Source organism: Hymenobacter gummosus (genome assembly GCF_003970915.1).
Classification (GTDB): domain Bacteria; phylum Bacteroidota; class Bacteroidia; order Cytophagales; family Hymenobacteraceae; genus Solirubrum; species Solirubrum gummosum.
In genome coordinates this window covers 15,243-34,649 of sequence record NZ_RXOF01000016.1, presented here as the reverse complement: position 1 = coordinate 34,649, position 19,407 = coordinate 15,243, and the positions used below count along the sequence as shown (strand labels likewise).

Here is a 19,407-nt window from a genome sequence, read left to right as displayed (position 1 = left end):
TACTGAGGTTGGGCGGTTCCGCTCGTCCAGGTGCCGGACGCAGGCTGAAAGCCTGCCTTATTTTAGGCACCGGTTACACTCGCTTCGCTCGTTAAACCGGCGCCAGCTTATCCTTACCCTAATTCCGGCACCGCCGCTTGCGCCAGCAGCCGGCCCTGCTCCTCCTGCACCAGGCCGAAGGGCTCGTCGCGGATGATGAGCAGGCCGTCCAGGTCGCAGATTTCGCAGAGGCCGCTGAGCTGCAGCGCCGACCAGATGCCCAGCGAGGTTTCGACCATGCAGCCAATCATGGTGCGCAGGCCGTGGGCGCGGGCTTGGTTCAGGAGCCGGATGCCATTGAGGTAGCCGCCGGCCTTCATCAGCTTCATGTTCAGCACGTGAAACTGCCGGGCAATGTCCTCGAAGTCGGCCGCATCCGTTACCGATTCGTCGGCAATGAGCGGCCAGGGGCTGCGCGGGCGCAGGTAGCGGTAGTCGGCGGCGTGGGCGGCGGGCAGGGGCTGCTCCAGCAGCTGCGCATTCAGGCCGGGCAGCGCCTGCACCTGCTCGCAGAAGCGCAGTAGCGCGTCGGCCTCGGTCCAGGCCTCGTTGCCGTCGATGAGTACGGGGCGCCCGGGCAGCCGGCGGGCCACTTCGCGCAGCAAATCGAGGCCCAGCTCCTGATTGACCTTCACCTTTAAGATGGGAAAACGCGCCAGGCCGTGCTGCTCGATAAAGGCGGCCACCTGCCCCGGCTCCATGATGGGCAGCGTAAACGCCGTGCTCACGGCCGGCAGCGGGGCGGGCACGCCCAGCAGCGCCGGCACCGCCTGCCCGCGTTGCCGGGCCAGCCAGTGCACGTAGGCCGATTCGAGGGCGAAGCGCAGGGCGTGGGCGGGCGCGGTGGCGTCGAGCAGGGCGGTAAGGTCGGGAAGGCTGCTGACGCGGGCCAGCGCCGGCTGCAGCTGCTCAAACTGCGCCAGCAGCAGCCCGGGCGACTCGCCGTAGCGCACGTTGGGCGCGGCTTCGCCCCAGCCGGCGGCGGCATCATCGGCCACGCGCACAATCAGGTTGGTTTTGGCATCGGAAGCGTTGCGGGAAATCTTCCAGGTAAAACGCAGGGGCAGCTCCAGGGAGCGGATGGACCAGTGCAGCATGAGGCGGGGAAAAGGCGGGGCGGCCGAAGATGGGACAAATCCGCTTCGCAGAGAAATAACGGGCTTTCAACCAGCCCCGGCTACTGTTGGGCCAGTCGGGTTAAACTGCATTAATTTTATTATTTCATGGTATTATAATATTAGTAACTTGCACCCTTCTTCGCTCCCATCATTTCCCTCCATGAAAAACCTATTGCTCTTTCTTCTCCTCTGCCTGCTCACGCTGCCGGTCCGCCTGATGGGCCAAACCGCCAGCTCCGCAGGCTTTACCTCGTGGTTTACCGTCAAAGGCAACACCTTGGTAGTGCAAACCAATACCAAGAGCACCCCGCTCACCAAGAACGTGGTGCTCATCAACGGCACCCGCCTCGACTACCAGACGCGCACGGTCCAGCTGCCCGGCGGCCAGAAAGTGGTGCTGCGGGAGGGCGACACCGTGACCTTATACGGGGAAGTCAGCCAGACCCCGGCCAACGCTGCCGCCGCAACGGCCACGGCCTCGACGGCCAAAGCCACTCCGGCTCCGGCCCCTGCAGTAACCCCCGAACCAGCCCCGAAGCCCGAGCCGGCGCCGGTGGCCAAGGCCGCGCCGGCCGCCAAGCCCGCCGCGCCGGCCAGCTTCACCTTCCGCCCCACCGCCCCGGTCGGCGGCAAGCTCAAGGGCGTGGTGGAGCTGGGTGCCTCGGGCTTCAACTCCTTTATCGTGCGCATCGACCAGCAGCGCAACTGGCAGCTGGAGAAGTCCGAGTTCGGCAACAGCCTGGTAATGGAGAACATGGCCACCGAGGATGACATTCGGAAGGGCCTCAAGACCTACATCGGCCAGATGCTCGATTACGGCGTGGGCGGCCGCGACATTCACTTCGTGGTCAGCTCCGGGGCCATGGCGGCCAGCGGCACCCAGAAAATCATCAAGTCGCTGAAGGCGCTGAACTACGTGGTCATCACCGTCACGCCGGAGCGCGAAGCCGCCCTGGGGTTGCGCGCCGCCCTGCCCGCCGCCTACGCCGATAAGGCCTTCCTCACCGACATGGGCTCGGGCAATACCAAGCTGGCCTGGCTGGAAGACGGCACGGTGAAAACCGCCGAAACCTACGGCTCGAAGTATTACCAGGCCAACACGCCCGCCACCACCGTGGCCGCCGACGTGCAGGCCAAGGCTACGCCCATCCCGGCCGAGCTGCGCGGCACCTGCTTTATCATCGGCGGCATTCCGTACGAGCTGGCCAAGCCCGCCCGCCAGGGCACGGAGCGCTACACCGTGCTGCAGGCCCCCGGCAGCTACGCCGCGCTGAACGGCGCCAAGGCCCAGGCCGGCGTCAATATTTACCAGGCCCTGGCCCAGACCACCGGCTGCCAGCAGTTCGTGTTCGACTGGGACGCCAACTTCACCATCGGCTACCTGCTCACGCTGCCCTAGCGGCCCCGCCAGCTGCTCCTGGAAGCCCCGCCGGGCCTCTGGCCTAAACGGCTATCTTTGCTGAGCTTCGCCCCCCTCCCACCGGGCGAAGCTCAGCTTTTTTATCCCCTCCTATGAAGCTTTCACGCTTTGCCGTGCCGGCCCTGGCCCTGCTGCTGCTGGCCGCACTGCTCACTGCCCTTGCCCACTACGGCGTGGTGGCCCTGCCCCCGCTACTGCCAATGGCCGCCCGCTGGGTAGCCTTGCTGGCCCTGGTGGTATGGGCCTCGCAGCGCCGCTCCCTCACGTTCTGGATTGTGACCAGCATGCTGGTGGGCGCCGAAGCCGGGGCCGACTTCCCCCAGGCCGCGCAGAACCTGAAAGTGCTGTCCGACGTGTTCCTGCGCCTGGTCAAGACCATTATTGCCCCGTTGGTGTTTGCCACGCTGGTGGTGGGCATTGCCGGCCACGCCGACCTCAAGAAAGTGGGCCGCATGGGCGTCAAAGCCCTGGTGTACTTCGAGGTCGTGACGACGTTTGCCCTGTTTATCGGGCTGGCGGCCATCAACCTGACGCGGGCCGGCAAGCTGGACCCGGCCGTACTGGCCGCCGCCCAGGCCGGCAACAACGCCTCCGACGCCATTGCCACCGCGCCCAAGCAGTCGGCGGCCGACATCATCCTGCACATCTTCCCCGACAACATTGCCAAATCAGTGGCTGAGGGCCAGGTGCTGCAGGTGGTGGTTTTCGCCATCATCTTCGCCATCGGCCTGGCTATGGTGCCCGAAAAGCACCGCCGGCCCATGCTGCAGTGGTCGGAAAGCCTCTCGGAGGTGATGTTCAAGTTCACCAACGTGGTCATGTTCTTCGCTCCGCTGGGCGTGGGCGGGGCCATTGCCTACACCGTGGGCAAGATGGGCTTCGCGCCCCTTCTCAACGCCCTGCAGCTGCTGCTCACGCTCTACGGCGCCCTTATTGCCTTTGTGCTCATCGTGCTACTGCCGGTGGCCCTCATTGCCCGCCTGCCGCTCAAGCGTTTTTTGCAGGCCGTGGCCGAGCCCGTCAGCATTGCCTTTGCCACCACGTCGTCGGAAGCGGCGCTGCCCCGGGCCATGGAGGCCATGGAAAGCATCGGGGTGCCGCGCCGGGTGGTGGCCTTCGTGATGCCCACGGGCTACTCCTTCAACCTCGACGGCACCACGCTCTACCTGTCCCTGGCCTCGATTTTCGTGGCCCAGGCGGCCGGCATCGAGCTGTCGGTGGGCCAGCAGCTGGTGATGGTATTCACGCTGATGCTGACCTCCAAGGGCGTGGCTGGCGTGCCCCGCGCCTCCCTGGTGATTCTGCTGGCCACGGTGTCCTCGTTCGGGCTGCCGCCCTGGCCGGTGTTCATCATTCTGGGCATCGACGCGCTGATGGACATGGCCCGCACGGCCGTGAACGTGCTCGGCAACTGCCTGGCTTCGGCCGTCATTGCCCGCTGGGAAGGCGAGTTTATCGACGACTACCAGGCTCCGGCCGTAACGGAGCTGTTCGAGGAAACCCAGTCGGTGGGCAGCCTGCACTAGCCGACACAGCGTCAGCCGCTTGACGACAAAGCGCCCGGATAACCATCGAGGTTGTTCGGGCGCTTTTGCATTGGCGCTATTCCGGGAATGATTAACCCGAATCCAACATATTCATATAATTTATTTTTAAAGTAATATTTATGTCCGCGAATAAGTTATACTTGCACCAGACATTGTCCTATGTAGTCCACCTCCGGCCCGCGGGCCCTACTGCTGTTGCCATGCCTAGCCTGTTCCGCTTCGTTCTGCCGCTCCTGGCCCCGGCCCTGCTGCTCGGCGGCTGCAAATCCGTCGACCGGGTCATCTTCCAGCCTTCCCCGGCTTCGCTGGCCGATCGGCTGCCCTCCCTGGAAATTGCCGTCGACAACGGGCCGCTGCTGGATTCGCAGGGCGCCTACCCGGACGATGCGGAGCGGCTGTTTGAGCGGGAAGTGCGCATGAACCTCTCCGACCCTGAGGATACAGCCCGCTTCGGCTACGCCCGGCTGCAGGTGACGCAGGTGGCCACCGCCCGCCGCGGCAAGGTGCTGCAGGGCCTGCAGATGCTCACCTTTATGACGCCCTCCCTGCTGGGCGTGCCGCTGGAGTGGTACGAAACCGAACTACGGGCCAATATGCAGATTGTCAGCGCCAAGGGCGACACCCTGGGCCGCTATACTGGCCTGGGCAAATCCCGCATCCGGGTGGCTATGTACCACGGCTACCCCCAGACCCAGGCCCACCGCCTCGCCGACCTGGAAGCCCTGCGCCTGGCCCTGGCCCAAATGAAGTCCCAGCTTAGCCTCGATGCTCAGCGCCTGCGTGGGCAACTGCTGACGGCGGGTCGGGTGGCACGGCAGCCCGCCGAAACCGGCGCTACCGCCCCTCCCGAAACGCAGGTGGTTCAGGTTGCCCGGTAAGCCGCAGCTCATACTCCGGCTGCATCTGCGGCGCCCTGCCTTCCGGCGGGGCACCGCGGCGTTTCGGGGCCTGTGCGGGGTGCAACTTTCGGGGAAGCGGCGTTTCTTTGGCGCGCCGCCCCGCCTGCGGGGCGGCGCCTTTGTTGTTTTCCCACTTCATAGTTGCTATGAAACACACATTTTGGGCCCTCGGCCTGGCCGCCTGCCTGCTGAGCGCCGGGGCCCCGGCCGCCCGGGCCCAGCAGGCCGCCAAGGGCGCCTTTCCCTACGCCATCGAGCAAAGCCAGCTGCCCAACGGGCTGAAAGTCGTGACCGTGCCCTACGCCTCCCCGGGCCTGGCCTCGGTGTTTCTGGTGGTGCGCGCCGGCTCCCGCGACGAAGTGGAAGCCGGCAAAACCGGCTTTGCGCACTTCTTCGAGCACGTGATGTTCCGCGGCACCGAGAAGTATTCCAAGGAGAAGTACGACGAGGTGCTCAAGAGCCTGGGTGCGGCCGCCAACGCCAATACCTCGCTCGACCGCACCGTGTACCACATGACCGGCAACGCCCGCATGCTCGACAAGATGCTGGAGGTGGAGGCCGACCGCTTTCAGCACCTGAAATACTCCGAGCACGACTTCAAAACCGAGGCCGGCGCGGTGAAGGGCGAGTACACCAAGAACTCCGCCTCGCTCTACACCCAGCTCAACGAGAAGGTAGCCGACGCGGCCTTCGACCAGCACACCTACGAGCACACGACCATGGGCTTCTTCAAGGACGTGGTGGACATGCCCAACCAGTACGCCTACTCCAAGGTGTTCTTCGACCGGTTTTACCGCCCCGAGTACACCACCCTGCTGGTGGTAGGCGACGTGAAAGCGGCCGAAGTCAACCAGCTGGCCCAGAAATACTTTGCCGGCTGGCAGCGCGGCTCCTACGTGCCCAACATGAAGCAGGAAGCCGAGCAGACGGCCCCGCGCTACGTGCACATTCAGAACGCCAACTTCCCGCCCCTGCTCAGCCTGAGCTACAAGGGCCCGGCCTTTTCGGACCAGAGCAAGGACCTGCCCGCCCTGGACGTGCTGATGACCCTGCTCTTCGCCGAAAACTCCGAGTTGTACCAGCAGCTGGTGGTGAAGGAGCAGAAAGTGCGCTTCGTGGGCGGCGCCCCCAACATGACCCGCGACCCGTACCTGACGAGCATCCGCGCCTCGGTGGTGAAGGCCGACGATATTCCGTACGTGAAGCAGCGCATTGTGCAGGCCCTGGAGGAGGCCAAGAGCAAGCCCGTGGACGCCCAAAAGCTGGCCGACACCAAATCGGCGCTCAAGTACGGCAACCTGATGAACCTGGACGCGCCCGACAACATCGCCAACGCCCTGTCGGAATTTATCTGGCTGACCGGCGACGTGCAGTCCATCAACCGCTACCTGGCCCTCTACGACCAGGTGACGCCCGCCGACCTACAGATGGTGGCCAAGAAGTACTTCGTGCCCGAGCACCTGACGTTGGGCACCATCGGCCCGAAAGACACCGGCGGCGTGCAGTAAGGGCGGCTGTAGCGCGGGCTTGGCTTCGCCTTCCTTCGGTTTAGCCCGCGTCCGCCAGATAGTAATTTTCATTTGCCCGGACGATGCCGCTCACCAGCCGTCGTTCTACAAGACGCGGGCTGAAGCCCGCGCTACTCCTATGAAACAACCCATTCTCCGCGCCGCCTTCCTGCTGCTGGGCGCGGCTTCCATCAGCACCGCCCCGGCCCTGGCCGCCGATGTGGTGGAGCTCAAGCAGCCCTCGGCCGCCAAAGTGGTGGTAATGCTGCGCTTCCAGAACGGCTCGGCCTCCGACCCCAAGGGCAAGGAAGGCCTGGCGTTCCTCACCTCCCAGCTCGTGACCGAGGGCGGCACCAAGGAGCTGACCGCGGCCCAGCTCAAGGACAAGCTCTACCCCATGGCCGCCCGCTACGGCGCCCGCACCGACAAAGAGGTGACTACCTTCACCTTCGAGTTTCACCGCGACTTTCTCACCCAGTTTTACCCGGTGCTGAAGGGGCTGATGCTTACCCCGAGCTTCACCCAGGAGGATTTTGCCCGCCTCAAGTCCAACCAGCTCAACTACGTGGAGCAGGTTATCCGGGCCTCTTCGGATGAGGACTACAGCAAGTTTGCCCTCGAAGACCAGCTCTTCCGCGGCACCCGCTATCAGCACATGACGCGCGGCACCGCCGCCGGCGTGCAGGGCCTGACCCTGGACGACGTGAAGAAGTTCTACGCCCAGGCCTACGGCAAAAACAACCTCACCATCGGCATCAGCGGCAACTACCCCGAATCCTTCGTGCAGCAGCTCAAGAAGGATATGGACGCGCTGCCCACCGCCACGGTGAAGCCCGAAGTGCCCAAGGTGGCCGCGCCCAAGGGCGTGCAGGTGGAAATCGTGAGCAAGCCGGATGCCCTGGGCTCGGCCGTGTACGCGGGCTTTCCCATCGAAACCACCCGCGCCAAGGACGACTTCGCCGCGCTGATGGTGGCCAACTCCTACCTCGGGGAGCACCGCAAAAGCTACGGCAAGCTGTACGACAAAATCCGCACGGCCCGCTCGATGAACTACGGCGACTACAGCTACATCGAGTGGTACGAGGCCGGCGGCAACAACATGCTGCCCGTGCCCGGCGTACCGCGCCACGCCAACTACGCCAGCATCTGGATCCGGCCGGTGCAGATTGCCGAGGGCCTGCGCAAGCAGTACCCCACCGAGCTGGGCGACCTGAAAGTGGGCCAGGCCCCCTTCGCCCTGCGCCTGGCGCTGCGCGAAATGGACGGGCTGGTGAAAAACGGCATGTCGAAGGAAGACTTCGAGCTGACGCGCACCTTCCTGCGCTCCTACACCAAGCTCTACGGCCTGACTTCGGCCAAGCAGCTCGGCTTCATGCTCGACTCGAAGTTCTACGGCCGCAAGGACTGGCTGCAGGAGCTGGACGGGCAGCTGGCCAAGCTCACCCTCGACGACGTGAACAAGGCCATCAAGAAGTACTGGCAGGTGCAGAACATGTACGTGACCATCGTCACCGACGACAGCGAAGCCCAGCCCCTGGCCGACGTGCTCAAAAACAACACGCCCTCGCCCATGAGCTACGCCAAAGTGGTGCGCGAAGGCCTGCCCAAGGAAATTCTCACCGAGGACGAGCAGGTAGCCAACTACAAGGTGAACGTGACCGGCGTGAAGGTGGTCGACACCAAGGACACGTTCAAATAAGGTCGACGACGCTTCACCCGCTGTCATTGCGAGCGAAGCGCGGCACCCGTAGGAAGGCGTAGCCAATCTTTCCCCTCGCAGCACACACGGCCCAACTGGCAGAAGCCCCAAAACACTACCGCCCGAAACTGCAGTTGCAGTTTCGGGCGGTAGTGTTTTGGGCTTGGGGGCATTGAACCGTCGTACCGGGAGGGGAAAGATTGGCTACGCCTTGCCACGGCTGCGCCTCCGCAATGACTACCAGCGTTACCGCCCGCCCCGCTTGCCCGGATATTTTTTCTAACTGCCGGTTAAACTCCGCCCCGCCCTCGGCCTCTATGGGAGCAGAACACGGTAACAACCTCCTACCCCGCTCCATAAGCATGAAAACCCCCTCCTGGCTCCGCGCCCTGGCCCTGGCCGCGGCCATTCTGCCCGCCGCTCCTAGCTTCAGCCTGGCCCAGGCCGGCCCCGACAGCCAAGCGCCGCGCGCTGCCTTCGGGCACCACGGCCGCGACGGCCACCACAAGGGCAACGGCGAACTGCGCGCCTACGTGCAGCAGAACGTAATGCCCGTGCTGCGCCAGCAGCGCCAGAAGCTGGAAGCCCAGCTTTCGGCCGCCGACAAAACCCAGCTCAGCGCCTACCGCAGCCAGCTGAAAGCCCTGCGCGAGCAAGGCCAAACGCTCCGCAAGGCGCTGCGCCCGGCCGAGGGCAGCACGCCCGGCCAGCGGCCCCAGCTCACCGACGCCCAGAAGCAGCAGCTGGAGAAACTGCATTCGGAAAAGCGCACCGTGCTGCAGGGCGTGGCCCAGCTGGCCCAGAAGTACGACGCCCAGATTCAGCAGCTCAAGGCCGAAGTGCAGCCCCAGCGCGATAAGTGGGCCGCCGACCTGCAGGCCCTGGCCCAGAAAAACCGCACGCCCGAGCAGCAGCAGCAGCTGGAGCAGCGTAAAGCCGCGGGCAAGCACCACGGCCGCGGCCAGCACGGCTTCGGCACGAAGAACTTCTTCGGGGCCACCCGCTTCCTGCTCATGGACCCAAATGCCCCCGCGCAGCCCGCTGTAACCGAAGCTGGCCGCCCCGCCGCCATGTACCCCAACCCCGCCACCAGCACTCAGCGCCTCGACTACGAGGTGAAAAAGGAGGGCAACGTGAAAGTGGAGCTGCTGGATGAGCGCGGCAAAACCGTGCGCACCGTGTTCGAGGGCAGGCAGGACAAGGGCAGCCACTCGCTCGACGTGAACCTGGCCGAGCTGGGCCGCGGCACCTACTACTACAAAATCACCAGCAAGGGCGGCTCCGAAACGCGCCGCTTCGTGAAGGAGTAGTCAAGCCCCGACCCTGACTTATTTAAACGACGTGGTGCCACGGCTCGAAGCCGTGGCACCACTATTTTTAAGCTACCGGTAGGTTATTCCTGCCCTCCAAACCCCGTAGCGCAAACGTAGCAGTACCCTCGCATTGGAATCGTGGCCCCATTTGCCGCCGCTGAATTGCCCGCCGCTACCCCAGCTGCTGCCTTTTCAGCGGCGGCACCACTATTTTTACGGCCCGCTCGTTAGTCTGCTGCGGCCAGCCGGCTGCCGACGACCGAGCAAGACCTTCGCGTAAAGGCCGCGTAGCTACTCCCGATGACTTTGATTTCTGCGGCCCTGCGGCCTGTTCTGTTCCTGCTGCTGTGCGCGGCGCTGTTTGCCGGCTGCTGCGGCGCCAAATCCTGCGAGTGCGCCAACAACCAGGTCGACGCGCTGCTGTTCCAGTTCAGCGCCGATTCCCTGGGTCCTAATCCCACCGGCTTCCGCGCCGGCCAGCTCGATACCATCCTCATCGTGCGCTCGGCCTACCCGCGCCGCGACTCGGTAGCCGTGGGCAACATCCCGGCGGGCAGCAAGTCCGATACAGCGCGCGTGGTGCGGCCCCGCAGCACCGTGTTCCGCACGCCCATCGTCATCGACAACACCGGGCCGTTTGCCGTCGTGACCGGCTACAAGGTGGGCTCCCAGTATCCCGATTCCTCTTTCCGCTACACCATCATCGTGCCCGACACCCTGCGCCGGCGCCCGGCCGTCAAGCGCTACTACATCGGGCGGGTGGAAATTCAGGGCCAGGTGGAAGGCGACGGCTGCTGCTCCTGCTACCGCAACAAGCACAAGCGCTTCACCCTGCGCGACCTGAGCCGCCCGGCCAGCACCACCGAGTGGATTGATGCCACCAGCCCCGTGGGCGCCCCGCGCGTCGTTACCGAGCTGAAGCGGTAAGCGTTGGCCGCCGGGGCAGCGGCTGCGTATACACCGGCAGCCACGCCCTAGCCGCTGCGCGGCCACCCCTACCCCTATGCCCCGCCCTTCCGACGCTACTCCGGCGCCCCCGCCAGTCTTTTTCTTTCAAACCACGCTCAGCCTGGAGCCCATCATTGCGTGGTGGCAGGCCCGCACCGACGACGCCAATCCCGGCGTGGCCATGCTGGCGCGCGGTATTCTGCGCGAAGTGGAAAATGCCCCCGAACTGCGCGGCCCCCTGCCCGACGCCAGCGTCCTCGACGCCCACCAGCCGCTGGTGCAGGCCCTGATGGTGGCCATGTTCCCGCCCGCTTCCTTCGAGCAGGACATCAGCGGGGCCATTCCGCCCTTTCAGCGCCAGAGCTTCTACCACACCCCGCGCTTCGCGGAGGTGCTGCTCACGCCCGATAAGCGGGTGAAGCAGCCCCTGAACATCGACGCGGCCACCATGGAGCGCCACATGGTGCACATGGTGTACGCCCAGATCTTGGAGAAGCTCTACGGCGAGGACATGCCCGACCACTACGGCAGCATCATCTTCACCGTGCCCGACTACCGCATCGGCCTGTACCGACACTACAGCGTGTCGTTCAACTCGGCCTTTCTCGACGTGCGCGTGGTGGGCGAAAAGCCCGTGCTCGATGCCGCGCAGCTGGAGCAGCTGCGCCGCCACCCCTACAACGTGTCGCTCTGGCGCGAGCTGCTGCCGCCCGAAAACTTCGCCCTCGAAGGCTTCAACCTGCTGCACCTGAGCGACGTGACCGAGCAGGAAATTCTCTCGGAGCTGAAGTACGACCTGCTGGAGCGCGACGTGCTGCAGGCCTCCGACCGGCTGGAGCAGATTCAGGAAAAGCTGCGCGTGCTCTTCGGCCGGCCCTTCCTGCAGCTCGGCATTGCGGCCTACGACGAGAAGAAAAAGGCCTTCGTGGACTTCGGGCGGAAGATCAACCACTCCTTCCTGATGAAGCAGCTGCAGCGCCAGGACGCCAGCTCGGGCTTCCGGCGCATCTACCAGCAGCTTAGTGAGCTGCGCCGCCCGCTGGTGCTCGAAGACGTGGCCACGGCCGACATCCCGGAGGACTTGCGCGAGCAGCTCACCAGCATCGGCATCCGCTCGGCCATCCTGGCCCTGCTGCCCTACGGCGACGACGCGGTGGGCCTGCTGGAGCTGGGCTCCCCCAATCCCGGCGACCTGGACGAGTTTGCCATCGACAAGGTCACGGCTTTTCTGCCGCTAGTGGCCGTGGCCGTAAAGCGCAACGCGGAGGAAATTCAGACCCGGGTGCAGGCTATCGTGAAGGAAAAGTTCACCGCCATTCACCCCAGCATGGAGTGGCGCTTCACCGACGCGGCCCTGAACCTGCTCGAAAAAATCGACGAGGGCAACAAAAACGCGGAGATGGAGCCCATCGTGTTCCAGGACGTGTACCCGCTCTACGCCTCCTCCGATGTGCGCGGCAGCAGCACCGCCCGCAACGAAGCCATTCAGGGTGACCTGATTGAGCACCTTACCCTGGCCAACCGGGTGCTCAAGAAAGCCACCGAGTTTCAGGCCCTGCCCATTCTGGACGAGCTGAAGTTCTACGTGGGCAAGAACCTGCGCAAGCTGCGCCAGGGCATCCTGTCGGGCGACGAGGTAAGCATCCTGGAGTCGCTCAAGTCGGAGGTGGAGCCGCTGTTTGAGTACCTGGCCCAGCACACGGCCGAGCTGCGCCCGGTTATCAGCGAGTATTGGTCGAATATCGACCCCGAGCTGGGCATTCTGTACAAGCGCCGCAAGGCCTTCGAGCAGAGCATCACCCAGCTCAACGACGCCGTCAGCGACTACCTCGACGAGGAGGACCGCCGCGCCCAGGCCATGTTCCCGCACTACTTCCAGCGCTTCAAAACCGACGGGGTGGAGTACAACATTTACGTGGGCGCCTCGCTGGTGCACGACAAGCCCTTCGACCTCATCTTCCTGAAAAACCTGCGCCTGTGGCAGCTGCTGGTGACCTGCGAAATCACCCGCCTCACCCACCGCCTCAAGCCCACCCTGCCCGTCCCGCTCGATACCACCCAGCTGGTGCTCATCCACTCGCAGCCGCTGAGCATCCGCTTCCGCATGGACGAGCGGCAGTTCGACGTGGACGGGGCCTACAACATCCGCTACGAAATCATCAAGAAGCGCGTGGACAAGGCCACCGTAGCCGGTACCGGGGAGCGGCTGACCCAGCCCGGCCACATCGCGCTGGTGTACGCCCAGGCCCGCGAAGCCGCCGAGTACCGCGAGTACGTGGACTATCTGCAGGACCGCGGCCTGCTCGAGCCCGGCGTGGAGGAGCTGGAGCTGGAGGAGCTGCAGGGCGTGAAAGGCCTCATGGCCATCCGGGTGAAAGTGAAGGTTGGGTAAGAGGGTATGAGGGTAGGAGTTTGGGAGTTAGTCAGAACAATAACCCCTAAACTCCTACCCTCACACCCGCCTACCCTTTTCTCTTACCGTCCACTGCACCACTATCACCCACACCACGCCTGCCGCGAAGCCGGCCAGCACGTCGGTGGCGTAGTGCACGTGCAGGAAGATGCGGGTACAGCCGATGAGCAGGGCCCAGAGCAGCAGGGCCGCGGCCCCGACCGGATGCCGGCCGTGGCGCCAGAGCTGCCAGGCCAGCATGCCGTACAGGGCCAGTCCGATCATGGCGTGGCCGCTGGGAAAGCTCAGCCCGGGCTGGTAGATCAGGGCCGACACGGGCCGGACGCGGCCGAAAAAGTGCTTGATGAGCTGGTTCAGCAGGGCCGAGCCGGCAATGGCGGCGAAGATTTCCACGGCCTCGCGCCGGCGGCCCAGCCACCACAGCAGCGCCGGCCCCAGCACGGCCACCGCCACAAACCAGCGCAGGGAGCCAAAAAACGTGACGCGCTTCACCCAGGGCTCCAGCCCCGGCCAGGCGGCGCGCAGCCGGTCGGCGGCATCGAAGGCAGCTTGGTCGAAGTGCTCGGGGTGGCCGCCAAATACGAAGCGGGTAAGCAGCAGAAAGGCGGTGAAGGCCAGCACAAAGGCTCCGCCAACCAGCAGCAGCTCGGCGGTGAGCTGGCCCAGCAGGCGAAGCAGAAATTGCGTCAGTCGGTTCATGGGTAGCTTCTCGGCTTACGACAAACCGGTGCGGGGCGCCACGACTTCCAGGTCGTGGCAACACTTTTTTAAGCTCCGCGGCGGCGGTAAGCTGAAGGGCCGGGTCTTACCGCGGAATTGGGCCAGCTGTTCGGCCAGGCCCGTCAAGCGGATGAAAACGGAAAAGCCATTCCCAGCGGTGCGGGGTAAACGCCGTGGTGCCAAGACTTCTGGAGTCTTGGCACCACGGAAAACGCCTGAAAACACGAAAGCCGGTCCTTTCGGAACCGGCTTTCGGTTTGTGCGGTCGGAGAGACTCGAACTCTCACACCTTTCGGAACTGCCGCCTGAAGACAGCGCGTCTACCAATTTCGCCACAACCGCAGCTTTTCAATTTTCGGCGCTGTTGGTAGTGCAGCGCCGAATTGTGATACAAAAGTAGAGGCACTTGGGGCAGTTGTCAAGCCCCGGCGCAAAAGATTTTCTTAACAAAACAGTTGCCTACTGATAATCAGCGGGAAAAATTTCATTCCCCCGCTACAGTTTCACTCTGCGGGCAGAATGGAATCGGCGGGGGCGCTGCGCACGCGGCGCTTGATGAGCTCCTCCAGGCGGTTGAGCATGGGAATGGCCACCAGCAGCCACAGCGCCCCGGCGCAGAAACCGGCCAGCACGTCGGAGGCATAGTGCACGCGCAGGTACACCCGGGTGAGGCCGATGAGCAGAATGAGCGTGCTCAGCAGCACGATGAGCAGCCAGCGCAGGGACTTGTTGTCGACGTGACGCCAGGTGAGGTAGATGAGCAAACCGTAGAAGGAAGCCGAAATCATGGCGTGGCCGCTGGGAAAGCTCAGGCCCGAAGCCGACACCAGCGGGCTATCAGGGCGCGGGCGGTGGTAGAAGGCCTTCAGCAGCAGGTTCAGCGAGATGCTGCCCAGGGCCACCACCGGCACCCGCAGGGAGTACCAACGGTGGCGGCGGATGACGAGGAAGTAGCCAATCAGCAGCAGGGCGGCGGCGGTAATGAAGTTGCGCGTCGCCAAGAAGGTAATGGCTTCGGCCCAGGCCCGGTTTTCGGGGCCGATAAAGCGCTGCGCCCAGTGGTAGGCCCCCAGGTCGAAGCCCAACTGCCCGTCGCCGAGCACCTGCCGGCCCAGCAGCAGGAAGATGAGCACGGCCGCCGTGCCGACGGCCAACGTGAGGGCAAACTCGGAGATGAACAGCACGAAGCCGGCGTAGAGGCGGCGCAGGTGGGTGGTCATGGGCGCAGAAGTAGTGGCCCTGGGAAAACGTAAACCCGCCGCCCGGGGATGTGCCCGCGCCCCGGCTGTGCGTATGTTGCACCCTCACCCTACCCCCGCCATGCCCGCTCCCGACTTCGATTCCGTGGCCCGCTACTACGATGCCCTGGCCGGGCTGGTGTTCGGCCCGCGGCTGCTGGCGGCCCAGCGCCTCGCCCTCGCGCGCGGCCTGCCCGATGAAGCGGCGCGGGTGCTGTTTATCGGCGGGGGCACGGGGCGGGTGCTGCCGGAGCTGCTGCAGGCGGGCCGGGCCGGGCAGGTGCTGTACCTGGAAGCCTCGGCCGAAATGCTGGCCCGGGCCGCGCAGCACCTGGCCGCCACGGCGCCGGAGCTACTGGCGCGGGTGGAGTTCCGGCACGGCACCGAGGCGGCGCTGCGGCCCGACGAGCAGTTCGACGCGGTGCTGGCCTTCTTCCTGTTCGATTTGTTTCCGGCGCCCGAGCTGCACGCCTTGCTCCAGCGCCTGCAGCCTCATACCCACGCCCGCACCCGCTGGCTGGTGGCCGACTTCGCCCCACCGCGCCAGAGCTGGCAGCGCGGCCTGCAGTGGCTCATGTACCGCTTTTTCGGGCTGACCTCGGGCGTAGCGGGCCGGCAGCTGCCCGATATAGCCGGGGCGCTGGCGCGGCTGGGCCTGCGGCCGCAGTGGCAGCAACGGCTGTCCGGCGGGCTGGTGGAAGCCAGTGCCTGGGAGGCCGGAGCGTAGCGCCGGCTGTGCTTCGTCCGCGTGTAGCGCGAACCGAAGGTCGACGTAGTCAAGCTCCGCTTCGCGTATCCCAGATAGTAATCTTACTCATTCTCATTCGGCTGATTTCGCTCTGCGCCTGTCGTTCAGGATACGCGAAGCAGAGCTTTGCGCTACACGCACGCGGCGCGGCTGACGCGCTACCGCGCTACGACGCTAGCGGCAACGGTGGCCCGGGTTTCGGTGTCTGCTGGGCGGCTTGTACTTTCGGGCCTTTCCCGCTTTCCGTATGCTTTTGACTTCTTCTGCCCGGCTGCTGCTGGGCCTGGGCCTGCTGGCTTCCCCGCTGGCTGGCCGCGCTCAGCAAGCTCCTGCCGTGCAATACCGCATCAGCTTCCCCAACGCCGCCCACTACGAGGCGCAAGTGGAGGCCACCTTCGCGCAGGTGCCCGCCGGTCGGCCCCTGCAGGTGCGCATGGCCCGCTCCTCGCCCGGCCGCTACGCCCTGCACGAATTCGCCAAGAACGTGTACGACGTGCAGGCTTCCGATGCCCAGGGCCGGCCCCTGCCCCTCGCCCACCCCGACCCCTACGGCTGGGACGTGACGCCCGGCGCCGACGGCACCGTGCGCCTGCGCTACACCCTCTACGGCGACCGGACCGACGGCACCTACGCCGGCATCGACGCGCAGCACGCCCACCTCAACATCCCGGCCACCTTCGCCTACGCCCGCGGGCTGGAGCAGCGGCCGGTACGCGTGAGCTTCGAGCAGCTGCCGGCGGGCTGGACGGTGGCCACCCAGCTGCAGCCGGTGCAGCAAAACGGGGCGGCCGTGCCGGGCCAGTACGAGGCCCCGCACCTGCAGTATTTCATGGATTCGCCCACTTCGCTGGGGGCCCAGAAAGTCCGCAGCTGGGACGAGGCCGGGCAGCGCATCGAGCTGGCGGTGCTGCACGCGGGCACCGACGCCGAGCTGGACCGCTTCGCCGAGCTGAGCAAGGGCGTGGTGAAGGAGGCCCGGGCCGTGTTCGGCGAGCTGCCGCAGTACGACTTCGGGCGCTACACCTTCGTGGCCAACTACCTGCCCCAGGCCAGCGGCGACGGCATGGAGCACCGCAACTCCACTTCGCTCACCAGCCCGCGCCCGATTAGCGGCCCCGGCGCGCTCGACAACCTGGGCACCGTCTCGCATGAGTTCTTCCACAGCTGGAACGTGGAGCGCATCCGCCCGCGCGACCTGGAGCCCTTCGACTTCGAGCGGGCCAACATGAGCGACATGCTCTGGTTTGCCGAGGGCTTCACCCAGTACTACGGTGAGCTGCTGCTGCGCCGCTCCGGGGCCTACACCACCGACCAGCAGTACTGCCAGGAAGCACTGACGGGCCTCGTCAACTCCATGCAGGTGCCTGGGGCCAAGCGCTACGGGGCCATCTACATGAGCCAGCAGGCCCCCTTCGTCGACGCGGCCCGCGCCATCGACCCGAACAACCGCACCAACACTTTCCAGTCGTACTACTACGTGGGCGGGGCCAACGCCCTGGCCCTGGACCTGCTGCTGCGCCAGCGCTACAAGTCGGACCTCGACCAGTACATGCGCCTGGTGTGGCAGCAGCACGGCAAGCCCCAGCAGAACTTTGCCCCGCAGCGGCCCTACACCGTGCCCGAGCTGCAGCGTCTGCTGGGCCAGGTGAGCGGCGACACGGCCTTTGCCGGGCAGTTTTTCCGCCAGCACATCTACTCAGCCGCCGCACCGCACGATTACGCCGCCCTGCTGGCCCCGGCCGGCTTGCTGGTGCGCCCGGCCCGGCCCACCGAGCCCACCTTCGGCCAGCCCGGGCAGGTGGAGTTTGCGGGCGGCCGCTTCGTGGTGGGCACCGCTACGGCCATCGGTACGCCGCTCTACCAGGCCGGCCTCGACCGCGGCGACGAAATCCGGCGCTTCGACGGGCGGGAGCTGAAAAAGGAGGACGACCTGGCCAAAGCGCTCAAGAAGCACAAGGTCGGCGACGTGGTGGCGGTGGAAGTCCGCTCGCGCGGGCAGGTGCGCACGGTGCAGGTACCGCTGGCGGCCACCTCGGCGCTGGAAGTGGTGCCCGCCGAGCAGGCCGGGCAGCAGCCCACGGCCGAGCAGCTGGCCTTCCGGGCCGCCTGGCTGGGTGCCAAGGCGAAGTAAACCCCGCTACTGACCCGACCTAAGTACCCCGAAACAATGCGCAAAGTGGTGTAGGGTTGGGGGGCTTGTGCCAGTTCAGCCCTTCCTATGGGGTAGGGTGGAGCCGGCACAGATGCTCCAACCCTACACCCTATTCGAATGCCTTGAGCCCGCGGTTTACGTACTTGCTGGCTCAACCGCCCCGCATGCCCCGCCCCGACCGCCGCCTCTGGCTGCTTTACGCCGTAATTCTGCTCGACGTCATCGTGGGGGCGGCCACCGGGCCCATCGTGCCGGAATTTGTGCGCGGGCTGCCGCGGCCGCAGCTGTGGCTGGCCCTGGGCACTGGGCTGTTTCTGGGCATGCAGCTGGTGTCGGCGCCGCTGCTGGGCAAGCTCTCCGACGGCTACGGGCGCCGGCCCATCCTGATTTTATCGGCCCTCGGCACCTTGCTGGCCAACGGGCTGCTGCTGCCGGTGCGGGCCGGGCTGTACTTTGTCAACCGCCTCAGCGACGGGCTCACCAACGGCATGTACGCCACGGTGCGCTCGGCCATTACCGACCTGTCGCCGCCCGAGCGGCTATTTCGCAACCTGGGCATCGAGGGGGCCATTATTTCGCTGGGCTTCGTCATCGGGCCGATGGCCGGCGGGCTGCTGCTGACCCTGTACGACGTGCCGCCGGGCCAGCAGGCCCGTTACGTGGTGGGGCTGGCCATGGCGCTGGCGGCCCTGAACGTGGGCCTGAGCTGCCTGGTGCGCGAAACCCACGCCGAGCACCCCGGCCTGAGCCGCCGGGCCCTGCGCCACGCCGTGAGCGAGGCCCTGAACGTGCCCCGGCTGTGGCGGCGCATCCGGCAGAAAGACCGGCAGCACCCGGGGCTGGCCCCGCTGGTCGTCACGCAGCTCTTGTTCACGCTCAGCATCGGCTACTACTCCTACTTCGTGCCCTACGCCAGCCTGGGCGCACTGCGCATGGATGCCCGGGCGCTGTCGTGGTTTTTCATCTTCTTCGGCACACTCAGCATTGGCGTCAACTACGTGTTCTTCACCTTCCTGGCCGACCGGCTGAACCAGCGCCGCGCCATTCTGTGGCTGGCCCTGCTAGGCGTGCCGGTGCTGGCGGCTTACGGGCTGGTGGGCGCCTCCCGCCTGGCCCTGTTCGTCACCGTCGCCGTCGACTGCCTCACCCTCTCGCTGATTCCCGGGCTGCTGGAAGGCCTCATTGCCCGGCGCACCTCGGAGCAGGACCGCGGCGAAATATTTGGGCTGAACCAGGCCGTGCAGGGGCTGGGCAGCATTGCCTCCACCGTGGTGTACGGGGCCTTGTCGGTGGCCGATTTGCGCCTGCCCTGGCTGTGGTTTGCCCTGTGCCTGGCGGGCGTAGCCGGGCTGGCCTGGCGCTGGCGGGCGGCGCCGGAGCCGGCAGCCGGGGCAGAGTAGTCCTCAGCCGCGTAGCGGCGCCACGTCAGTAGTAGAACGGATGGACAGAACGACTGAGCTCCGGAGGAGCGGCACCGAACCTGCGCGGTCAAGGTGCCGCTCCTCCGGAGCTCGGATTTTCGTTCGACCGACTTCGGCTATTGCTGTGGCGCCGCTACGCGGCTGGGACGGCCTGTGTGGTTGTTGACGTGGTACCACCGCGCGGGTGGCGGCGGCACGAGCTGGCTGCTGCACAAATCCTCGGC

At 65.7% G+C, this 19,407-nt stretch carries 14 protein-coding genes and 1 tRNA gene; 11 read left to right on the top strand and 4 right to left on the bottom strand.

Annotated elements, in window-relative coordinates; genetic code table 11:
- Nucleotides 1-113: 113 nt before the first annotated feature.
- Nucleotides 114-1,136: a dipeptide epimerase gene (locus EJV47_RS22140; RefSeq protein WP_126695395.1), complete on the bottom strand. Its 1,023-nt coding sequence runs from the start codon at nucleotides 1,134-1,136 to the stop codon at nucleotides 114-116.
- Between the two features lie 181 nt (nucleotides 1,137-1,317).
- On the opposite strand from EJV47_RS22140, the gene EJV47_RS22135 reads away from it, so the two are divergent.
- From EJV47_RS22135 to EJV47_RS22100, 8 genes are all read left to right on the top strand, one after another.
- Nucleotides 1,318-2,556: a DUF6799 domain-containing protein gene (locus tag EJV47_RS22135; RefSeq protein ID WP_243651273.1), complete on the top strand. Its 1,239-nt coding sequence runs from the start codon at nucleotides 1,318-1,320 to the stop codon at nucleotides 2,554-2,556.
- A 113-nt stretch (nucleotides 2,557-2,669) separates the two neighbouring features.
- A complete protein-coding gene (locus EJV47_RS22130) occupies nucleotides 2,670-4,103 on the top strand; it encodes a dicarboxylate/amino acid:cation symporter (RefSeq protein ID WP_126695394.1) in 1,434 nt (477 codons plus the stop codon).
- Nucleotides 4,104-4,324: 221 nt separating this feature from the next.
- On the top strand, nucleotides 4,325-5,002 hold the full coding sequence (locus tag EJV47_RS22125) for a hypothetical protein (RefSeq protein ID WP_126695393.1): 678 nt from the start codon (nucleotides 4,325-4,327) through the stop codon (nucleotides 5,000-5,002).
- A 167-nt stretch (nucleotides 5,003-5,169) separates the two neighbouring features.
- A complete protein-coding gene (locus EJV47_RS22120) occupies nucleotides 5,170-6,531 on the top strand; it encodes a M16 family metallopeptidase (RefSeq protein WP_126695392.1) in 1,362 nt (453 codons plus the stop codon).
- A gap of 139 nt (nucleotides 6,532-6,670) precedes the next feature.
- Nucleotides 6,671-8,230 carry a M16 family metallopeptidase gene (locus tag EJV47_RS22115; RefSeq protein ID WP_126695391.1) on the top strand — a complete coding sequence of 520 codons (1,560 nt, stop codon included), beginning with the start codon at nucleotides 6,671-6,673 and terminating at the stop codon, nucleotides 8,228-8,230.
- A gap of 362 nt (nucleotides 8,231-8,592) precedes the next feature.
- Entirely contained in the window at nucleotides 8,593-9,540 is a 948-nt protein-coding gene (locus tag EJV47_RS22110) for a T9SS type A sorting domain-containing protein (protein ID WP_126695390.1), read from the top strand.
- Nucleotides 9,541-9,843: 303 nt separating this feature from the next.
- Complete coding sequence (locus EJV47_RS22105; RefSeq protein ID WP_126695389.1) at nucleotides 9,844-10,470, top strand: hypothetical protein; 627 nt, start codon at nucleotides 9,844-9,846, stop codon at nucleotides 10,468-10,470.
- A 76-nt stretch (nucleotides 10,471-10,546) separates the two neighbouring features.
- Complete coding sequence (locus EJV47_RS22100; protein WP_126695388.1) at nucleotides 10,547-12,883, top strand: GAF domain-containing protein; 2,337 nt, start codon at nucleotides 10,547-10,549, stop codon at nucleotides 12,881-12,883.
- A 60-nt stretch (nucleotides 12,884-12,943) separates the two neighbouring features.
- Here the strand turns inward: EJV47_RS22100 and EJV47_RS22095 are convergent, their stop codons facing one another.
- The 3 genes from EJV47_RS22095 to EJV47_RS22085 form a co-directional block, all read right to left on the bottom strand.
- A complete protein-coding gene (locus EJV47_RS22095; RefSeq protein ID WP_126695387.1) occupies nucleotides 12,944-13,603 on the bottom strand; it encodes a phosphatase PAP2 family protein in 660 nt (219 codons plus the stop codon).
- Between the two features lie 281 nt (nucleotides 13,604-13,884).
- A tRNA-Leu gene (locus EJV47_RS22090) sits at nucleotides 13,885-13,966 on the bottom strand.
- Between the two features lie 161 nt (nucleotides 13,967-14,127).
- Complete coding sequence (locus EJV47_RS22085) at nucleotides 14,128-14,844, bottom strand: phosphatase PAP2 family protein (RefSeq protein ID WP_126695386.1); 717 nt, start codon at nucleotides 14,842-14,844, stop codon at nucleotides 14,128-14,130.
- A gap of 100 nt (nucleotides 14,845-14,944) precedes the next feature.
- Here EJV47_RS22085 and EJV47_RS22080 point away from each other — a divergent pair, with 100 nt between their 5' ends.
- From EJV47_RS22080 to EJV47_RS22070, 3 genes are all read left to right on the top strand, one after another.
- Nucleotides 14,945-15,589 carry a class I SAM-dependent methyltransferase gene (locus EJV47_RS22080; protein WP_165903877.1) on the top strand — a complete coding sequence of 215 codons (645 nt, stop codon included), beginning with the start codon at nucleotides 14,945-14,947 and terminating at the stop codon, nucleotides 15,587-15,589.
- Nucleotides 15,590-15,857: 268 nt separating this feature from the next.
- Nucleotides 15,858-17,741 (top strand): M61 family metallopeptidase, encoded by a 1,884-nt coding sequence (locus EJV47_RS22075; protein WP_126695384.1) that lies wholly within the window; start codon nucleotides 15,858-15,860, stop codon nucleotides 17,739-17,741.
- A gap of 185 nt (nucleotides 17,742-17,926) precedes the next feature.
- Entirely contained in the window at nucleotides 17,927-19,162 is a 1,236-nt protein-coding gene (locus EJV47_RS22070; protein WP_126695383.1) for an MFS transporter, read from the top strand.
- Nucleotides 19,163-19,407: the final 245 nt, after the last annotated feature.